Genomic DNA, 7,395 nt, shown 5'->3' with positions numbered 1-7,395 from the left:
ACACCGTCCACATCACCGCCCACCAAAACAACCAACCCCTCTTCCACTCCACCATCACCACCACACCACCCACCACCTAACCCCACCCCACACCAACCCGCACCCAACGACCCCACCACGACCGAACGGTCCCACCCGCCCCCACAACACACCCGCACAACAACCGAGCAAACCCCGGCCAACCCGTTATCTTCTTCGCGGTCCCGCAAGAGGGCCACCGGCCTCCGGGCCCGGCATGGCTGATCCCCCTGCCGAAGCGACGACAACGCCGTTGCGTAAGTTGTCATGCCAGCTGTGGTTCAGTGCTATGCCGACCGTAGGGCGACGCCGACTCACCCGCTCGCCAAGAGACCTCCCACCATGGAATGACCCGCCACCGGGAGACCCAGCTACAAAATTCCAGAGACGCTTCCCCGCTCCCACCCATCCGGCCCACTACCATCAACTCAGTACCGCCAATGAGAATGCCGCCTGCCACCCGAGGCCCGAGAGCGGCGGCGACCTCAACCGAACGGACCACATACCTGCCGACCATGGTCGGCCGTGTGCTTGGCGATGTAGTGCCGCACGGCCAGCATGCGGTCGTTGATGAGCAGATCAGCCGCAGCCAGGATCTCCAGGGTCGACAGCGGATTGCCGCCGATCCATGGCAGTTCGAGGACGTCGCCAGCGTAGATCTCCGTAAAACGCCCGTAGCGCTTTTCACTTCGTTCTCGGGCTCATCCAGCCAGAGGGTCCTCGTTGACTGTCGGGCCGTAGCGGTCAATGCGGGGGTGGCCAGCATCTACCCAGTGGGTGAGAGGAGGCCAAGGGCTGTCCCGTTGTTCCTGGCGGATCAGTGCGCGGCGTCAGATGCGGTGCGTCGCAAGGCGGAGGGGCACCCGCACACTGGATGTATGCGGGCGTTCCGACAACGCGGCGAGGCGCCGTAGCTGACGCCGCGCATCCGCCGGGCATAACGGGACAGCCCTTAGCCTCGCTGTTTCGGTTGCGGTGATGAGATGTCTCTGAACAGCCGTACTGGTGCTCGATACGGAAGCTGGGTGCGCGATCATTTAGACCGTGACCTCTATGACTCCGTCCGAGCCTGTCGCTGCCGAGAGCGAACGGATCAAGGTGTGGTACCGGTTTGTGCCACGTGACGGCTGGCTTCCCTATGACACTGAGGGGCTGTGGGCCACGCGGCTGAGCAGTGACACCGCCCGCATAGAGAACGCTCCCTTCTTGCAGGACGGGGTGGCCAAGGGTGAGATCGTGCGGTTCGTGACAGACACCGACGGCCTCCACTGGGCGAAGGAGCGAGTGGAGGCGTCGGGAAACTGCACCATCCGAGTCCTGCCCGTTCCCTCCGGTCCATTGGGGCGAAGCGCTCAGGCTGTGCACGAGCGGTTGTCCCCATTTGGTTTGGGCGGTGAGGTCTTCGGCGAGGAGCTTCCCCTGGTCGCCTTCACCGTGCCGGCCGACGCAGACCTTGGTCGGATCAAGGCGTTGCTCATCCGCGGCCAAGAGGACGGGTGGTGGCACTACGAGTTGGGCTGTGTCACCGACGCGTGGGGTGACGCGTAGAGGGTGCTTGGTCGGTGAAGGCGGGCATGCCGAGGTCGACCAGTTAGGGTCGGCCGTCGGCCAGCACCGAGCCGATTCGGGAAGTGGTAGAGCGCACCCGGACAGTTACGCGCACCGCGCATCTCCGAGAAGCAGTTTCGTCCGGACGGATACTGCCCGCGCATCGTGAGTCGCTGGCGCGGGCGTGCGACTTGACGGCTCGTGCGCTCAGGAGTAGCCCCCTGAACGCAAAAGAGGCCCTGCCTCCGCCGGATGGTGATCCGGGGAGAGAAGGGCCTTGGTGGTCAGTGGTTGCTGAGGTAGGCGGCGGCGGTGTCCACGAACTGGTCGTGCGTGCGCACTGCCGTCTCGCGGGCGTGCGCGAGTTCGTCGATAGTGGTGTACGCCTCCCGCATGGCGTAGGTGGCGGTCGTCATCGCGTTGGCGGCGGCCCGGACGGCGGGGTCCTCGGCTGGTGCGCCGTCGTGCCTGCCCGCCCTGCTCCTGACTAGCCGTCCACCAGCGTGGCCACCAGGCGCGCCATGGCAGGCCGTGGGTCCGGCGTGCCATGCCGGCCGGTCATCAGGAGGTGGTGGGCAGTGCCGACGAGGGCGAGGGCCACCGTGTCCGGGTCGATGGTCTCCGCCACCCGGCCAAGCTCCTGCTCCGCCTTCAGGTAGCCGGTGATGGCCTCCTGAATCGCGGTGAAGCCGGGCGCCCCGCCTTCCAGGGCCTCGCGGATACGCAGCGCGGCGGCGGGGCGGGTCATGGCCAGACCCGAGATGGCGGGACCGCCGGAGTCGAACAGCGCGAAGGCGACGGCCTCAAGGTTCTGCGCCACCGCGCCCTGCCCGGCGAACCCCGCCAATGCCTGCGCCTTCGCCGCCGTCCGCGCGAACCGGTCGAGACAGAGCTCGGCCACGAACTCGTCGAGCCCCGCGAAGTGCGTATGCAACAACCCCTTGGCGCAGCCCGCTTCGGTCGTGACAGACCGGCTGGTGAGCGCGCCGGGGCCATCCCTTTCCACGACGCGCTCGGCGGCCGCGAACAGCCGCTCACGTACGTCCGGCGTCGCCACTCCACGCGGTGACATGGGCCCCCCTTCCGTTCAGAATTCGCCGCCCTCACAGGGCACAACCACCGGGATAGTAGCGAGGATTGCCAGTTTGGGCACATGCCCATACTGTTTGGGCGCACGCCCATTATCTGTCATCCACCACAGGAGGCACCCGTGCCGGACATCGTCAACACCGAGCAGGCACAGGCATGGAACGGCCCCGAAGGAGCTCACTGGGCCCGCAACCAGGACCGCTGGAACGCCGTGAACGAGGGCTTCAACGGGCCCCTCCTGGAGGCCGCCGGGATCACCGGGGACCACCGGATCCTCGACCTCGGCTGCGGCTCGGGGCAGACCACGCGCCTCGCTGCGCTCCGGGCACCCCAAGGCCGCGCGCTGGGCCTCGACCTGTCCGGCCCGATGCTGGCCGAGGCCCGGGCCTGCGCCGAGCGGGAGAGCATCGTCAACGTTTCCTTCGCGCAAGGCGATGCACAGGTGCACCCCCTCGAGGCGGGCGCCTTCGACGCGGCGATCAGCCGCTACGGGGTGATGTTCTTCGCCGACCCCGTAGCGGCCTTCGGCAACGTCGGCCGGGCGCTGCGACCCGGCGGGCGCCTGGCGTTCGTCTGCCCAGCCAATGCCACGCTCAACGGCTGGGTGACAGCAGTGGCATCGCTGCGCGACTTTCTGCCGGTCGGCGGCTTCGGGCAGCTGGGGGCGCCTGGCATGTTCTCCCTGGCCTCGCCGGACCACATCCGCGGCATCCTCACCGCAGCCGGCTTCACCGGCATCACCCTCAATCAGGCGCAGGCGTACGGGGCGTGGGGACGCGGAGCCGAAGACGCGGCGGAGTTCCTGCTCGGAACCGGCCCCGGTCGCCACCTGATGGAGCAGGCCGACACGACCGCACGGGCCCGTGCCCTCCGCACACTGACGGACCACTTGCGCCCCCACGAGGCAGCGGACGGCACGGTCCGGTTGCGCAGTACGTCGTGGCTGGTCACGGCGGATCGTCCGACCGACCCGTCCGACAGGCCCTGACTCAGAACCATCGACACGCAGAACTTGACAGACATTCCATGAGCTGGCGTGTCAAACGGCGAGTGCGTGGCGCGGCGGGACCAGCCAGTCGTCTCGTCGCACAGTTGCCGGTCGCTCAGCCCGGACGTCACCGGCCCGTCGGCGCACAGCACCGGCTGCCTCGGCGCGAGCTGAGCGTGGCTCAAGCCCTCCTCCTGGCGGACCAGCCGGATCAGGTCCTCGGGTCATGCGTGCTCGGTCACGGTGGATGCGCTTTCGTGGTCGGCCACTACCACGCTATCCCGCGTTGCGCGGCGAAAGCCGCCGCGTAATCCGGTCGAACAGCTCCGCCAGCGGCTCGCCGACGTCCCGACCGAACTCGGTCAGCCCGTAGGTGACCTGGGGCGGCGTCGTCGGCTCGACCTCCCGCCAGACCAGGCCATCCTGGACCAGCGCGCGCAGGGTCTGAGCGAGCATCTTCTCGCTGATGCCCTGGATGCTCTCGCGCAGCTCGTAGAACCGGAGGTCGTATCTCCGCAAGGAGATCAACACCCAGACGCCCCACCTGCTGGTCACGTGGTCGACCACATCACGCGCGGGGCAGTCGGTGTGAAACACCTCATACCGCTCCCCCGCCTCGGCCCGTATGTGCTGCGCGCTTCCCGTCACGTGATGAGCTTACCTCAAGGTATGTCCTTACCAAAAGTTAGCTTGGCCCCTACCGTGAAGGCCACAGAAGACATCGGACAAGGAGCTGTACATGATCGTGGTGACCGGGGCTACCGGGAATGTGGGCCGGCCGTTGACGCGGGCATTGGCCGAGGCGGGCCAGCAGGTGACGGCGGTGTCACGGCACGCGGCGGCGGTGCCGGACGGCGTCCGCCACGTGGCGGCCGACCTGGCCGAGCCGGCCAGCCTTGAGCCCGCGCTGGCCGGAGCGAAAGCGCTATTCCTGCTGCTGTCCGGCGACATGCACGCCGCCGGAGCCAGCCCGGCCGACGTCATCGGCGCAGCCGAGGCCAGCGGGGTCCGCCGGGTCGTCCTGCTCTCCACGCAGGGCGTGGCGACCCGGCCCTTCGGCGCAACGCGGATCGCGATGCGCGCGCTGGAGGATGTGCTGCGGGAGTCCGGCCTGGAGTGGGCCATCCTGCGGCCGGGCGGCTTCGCCTCCAACGCCCTGTGGTGGGCCGAGTCCATCCGCGCGCAGCGGGTCGTCGCCGCTCCCTTCGGAGACGTCGGGGTGCCGATCATCGACCCGGCGGACATCGCAGAGGTCGCGGCGGCCTGCCTGCTGGATGACCGGCACACCGGCGGCGTGTACGAACTGACCGGCCCGGAGGTGATCACGCCGCGCCAGCAGGCGGAGGCTATCGCCGCCGCGCTGGGCTCGCCAGTGCGGTTCCACGACCTCACCCGCGACGAGGCCAAGGCTGCCATGGCCCGGAGCGTGCCGGCTGAGCTCGCCGAGGACACCCTGACCATCCTCGGTTCCCCGAACCCCGCCGAACTGCGCGTCAGCCCGGACGTCCGGCGGGTCCTCGGCCGCGCCCCGCGCCCGTTCGCCGACTGGGCCGCCCGCAATATCGCCGCGTTCCGCTGAAACTGCTCAGCGCCGCTGGACTGCTCGGCGTGGTCGGCGATCCATTGCTGATAGCCGAGGAACCTGATCCGAAGCTGACGTTGGCGATATGCCCGTAGGGGGGATAAGCCAAGAGCAATTCGCGGCAACACCGTTACAGATCCCAGCGGAACGGTCCTACCCATGAGCTGGAGTGCAAGCGGCGAGTGCGTGGGCTCGGTGGGACCAGGCGGCCGCCTCGTCGTACGGTGTGCCGGTTTTGAGGCAGCCGTGCAGGATGCCGACGAGCCGGTTGGCGAGTTGGCGCAGGGCGGCGTTGAATTCGATGCCGCGGGCGCGTTGCTTCTCGTAGTAGGCCCTGGCACCGGAGGAGATACGCAGCGCGGAGAAGGCCTGGGCGATCAGGGCGTCGATGAGCCGGTCGTTGCGGACGAACCGCGCGGTCACGACCTTCTTCCTGCCAGAGGCGCGGGTGATCGGGCTGGTGTCGGCGTAGTTCTTGCGGGCCTTGGCGCTGGTGTACCGGTGAGGGTCGTCGCCGAATTCCGCGAGTACCCGGGCGCTGAGCATCGGTCCCAGTCCCGGCTGGGACCGGATGATCTCAGCGTCCGGATGCCGGCCAAAATAGACCTCGACCTGCCCGTGCAGGAAGTCGATCTGCTCGTTCAGCGTGACTAGCATCGCGACGAGCGCGCGCACGGAGACAGCGTAGGCCGCAGTCACAGCGGGAGGCTGCCCCAGGTGAGCACTCCGGCGACGAGGTCCGGAACGGCGCCGGAGAGCAGCAGCGCCACGGCCTCGGCATGTGCGCCCAGCGCGCAGGGCAACACTCGCGCCTGCCCGAACCGGTCGACAAGGCGTTCAAATTGGGGCCCGGCGACGGCGTCCGCGACAGCGAATCCGCCGGTGACGAGACCCGCGGCGGCATACGACCCGGTGCGTGCGTGCACCAGCCAGACGATGCCGATCCCCGTCATGGCGATGCCCAGTCGCCCGACAGCGGCGGGAAGGAAGAAGGCCGCGGCACCCGAGGTGCGCAGCAGGGTGCGGTAGTTCGCCGAAGCCGAAGGCACGACGCATCCCTTTCGCCGCCCGGCGGGACGCGCCACACGGGGTCGTCGGCGTCCGGATGTGCCGACCCGTGGCTGCGCCTGAAGCCGTCCAGTGGTGGCGTGGAGCGGGGACGCGCACCCCACGCCGACTCCGTCACCGGGCAGATGTCATGCGGTAGTTGATGACCTCCTCGAGCGTAGAGGAACGGCGCGCGGAAACGAACAAGGCGGGACAGCACGTCTCCTTCGAAGTCGTGCAGGGCGAGAAGGGGCCGCAGGCCGAGAAGGTCCAGATCCCGGGCTGGGAATGCCTCTGCGTAACCGTCCGGCCCCCGTCCGGCCCCGGTCCGCCGGGGCCGGACGGCTGGGGTCAGGTGACGGGCCGAAGAAGGATGACGTTGTCAGAGACCGGCCGCGGGGGCGGTGGCGCGCCCTCCCTATGGGTGAGGACAGCGGCGGCGAGCGTCAGCTGGGTGACTCGCTGACGGAGTTCTTCGATCTCGGCCTGCTGCTCCTTGATCGTTTGCCGCTGGCCGGTGACGGTCTCCCGCAGCTTCCTCTCCGATTCAGGAATCTGGAGGGCCTCATTCCGGACCCGTTCGTAGAAGAGGTTCTTCAGGTCCGAGTGCCGTTTCATGAGGGCCATGCGGTGGACGCCGGCCTCGGCAGCGAGGGCCTTGACGGTGAGACTGCCGTCCGAGGCGGTGGCCTTCCCGGCCAGGAGCTGGTCCATGGCCTCGCGGATGCGGGTCCGCTCGTCCTCGTGACGGGGCTGCGGGGTCATGCGATGTCCTTGGCGGATTGGGCGGTGGCGTCGTGGGTGTCTGCCGTGTCGCGGAGCCGGGCGGCATTCGCTGTGAGTCGTCGGCCGACCGGGGCGGGGGCCGAGGCTGCGAGCTGGTCGAGCTCGCCCGCTCGCTCGCGCAGGAGGCGGGCGTGGGTGTCGGTGCGCACGGTGTTGCCGCAGCCGGGTCGGCAGTCGTACTGCCGTGGGGCGGTTGCACCGCGGTCTGGTTCACACAGGGCGTTGTCGTGCTTGAAGGCGCATCGGCCGGGGCGTTGTCATAGCGTGAGCCGGCCCTGCTCATGCTCCTGCGGACGCGGTACCGGTCGCAGACCTGGGCGAACGCGGCCGAGGTGTC

10 protein-coding genes are annotated in these 7,395 nt (G+C 68.8%); 3 read left to right on the top strand and 7 right to left on the bottom strand.

Features of this window, described 5'->3' with window-relative positions; all coding sequences use genetic code 11:
- The first annotated feature begins 1,071 nt into the window (after positions 1-1,071).
- Positions 1,072-1,566: a DUF4265 domain-containing protein gene (locus ACIRQP_RS41720; RefSeq protein WP_403900604.1), complete on the top strand. Its 495-nt coding sequence runs from the start codon at positions 1,072-1,074 to the stop codon at positions 1,564-1,566.
- 284 nt (positions 1,567-1,850) lie between these two features.
- Here ACIRQP_RS41720 and ACIRQP_RS41715 read toward each other — a convergent pair whose 3' ends face one another.
- Complete coding sequence (locus tag ACIRQP_RS41715) at positions 1,851-1,982, bottom strand: hypothetical protein (RefSeq protein WP_403900602.1); 132 nt, start codon at positions 1,980-1,982, stop codon at positions 1,851-1,853.
- A gap of 71 nt (positions 1,983-2,053) precedes the next feature.
- The gene (locus ACIRQP_RS41710; RefSeq protein ID WP_403900600.1) at positions 2,054-2,638 is read right to left on the bottom strand and encodes a TetR/AcrR family transcriptional regulator; all 585 of its coding nucleotides are present in this window, start codon (positions 2,636-2,638) and stop codon (positions 2,054-2,056) included.
- Positions 2,639-2,776: 138 nt separating this feature from the next.
- On the opposite strand from ACIRQP_RS41710, the gene ACIRQP_RS41705 reads away from it, so the two are divergent.
- Entirely contained in the window at positions 2,777-3,643 is an 867-nt protein-coding gene (locus tag ACIRQP_RS41705; RefSeq protein WP_403900598.1) for a class I SAM-dependent methyltransferase, read from the top strand.
- A gap of 276 nt (positions 3,644-3,919) precedes the next feature.
- Here the strand turns inward: ACIRQP_RS41705 and ACIRQP_RS41700 are convergent, their stop codons facing one another.
- Positions 3,920-4,291, bottom strand: a complete 372-nt coding sequence (locus ACIRQP_RS41700; protein ID WP_403900596.1) for a winged helix-turn-helix transcriptional regulator — start codon at positions 4,289-4,291, stop codon at positions 3,920-3,922.
- Between the two features lie 91 nt (positions 4,292-4,382).
- Here ACIRQP_RS41700 and ACIRQP_RS41695 point away from each other — a divergent pair, with 91 nt between their 5' ends.
- Positions 4,383-5,222, top strand: a complete 840-nt coding sequence (locus ACIRQP_RS41695; RefSeq protein ID WP_403900594.1) for an SDR family oxidoreductase — start codon at positions 4,383-4,385, stop codon at positions 5,220-5,222.
- Positions 5,223-5,378: 156 nt separating this feature from the next.
- On the opposite strand, the gene ACIRQP_RS41690 is transcribed toward ACIRQP_RS41695, so the two are convergent.
- The 4 genes from ACIRQP_RS41690 to ACIRQP_RS41675 all read right to left on the bottom strand — a co-directional run bounded on the left by ACIRQP_RS41690 (position 5,379) and on the right by ACIRQP_RS41675 (position 7,207).
- The gene (locus tag ACIRQP_RS41690; RefSeq protein WP_403900592.1) at positions 5,379-5,924 is read right to left on the bottom strand and encodes a transposase; all 546 of its coding nucleotides are present in this window, start codon (positions 5,922-5,924) and stop codon (positions 5,379-5,381) included.
- Entirely contained in the window at positions 5,921-6,274 is a 354-nt protein-coding gene (locus ACIRQP_RS41685; RefSeq protein WP_403900590.1) for a hypothetical protein, read from the bottom strand. Before ACIRQP_RS41685 ends, ACIRQP_RS41690 begins: the two co-directional genes overlap by 4 nt.
- 349 nt (positions 6,275-6,623) lie before the next feature.
- Positions 6,624-7,037, bottom strand: a complete 414-nt coding sequence (locus ACIRQP_RS41680) for a hypothetical protein (protein WP_403900588.1) — start codon at positions 7,035-7,037, stop codon at positions 6,624-6,626.
- Positions 7,034-7,207 carry a hypothetical protein gene (locus ACIRQP_RS41675; RefSeq protein ID WP_403900586.1) on the bottom strand — a complete coding sequence of 58 codons (174 nt, stop codon included), beginning with the start codon at positions 7,205-7,207 and terminating at the stop codon, positions 7,034-7,036. Before ACIRQP_RS41675 ends, ACIRQP_RS41680 begins: the two co-directional genes overlap by 4 nt.
- Positions 7,208-7,395: the final 188 nt, after the last annotated feature.

It is taken from the genome of Streptomyces sp. NPDC102274, from assembly GCF_044766385.1.
GTDB lineage: Bacteria > Actinomycetota > Actinomycetes > Streptomycetales > Streptomycetaceae > Streptomyces.
This window is presented reverse-complemented; position numbering and strand designations above follow the sequence as displayed.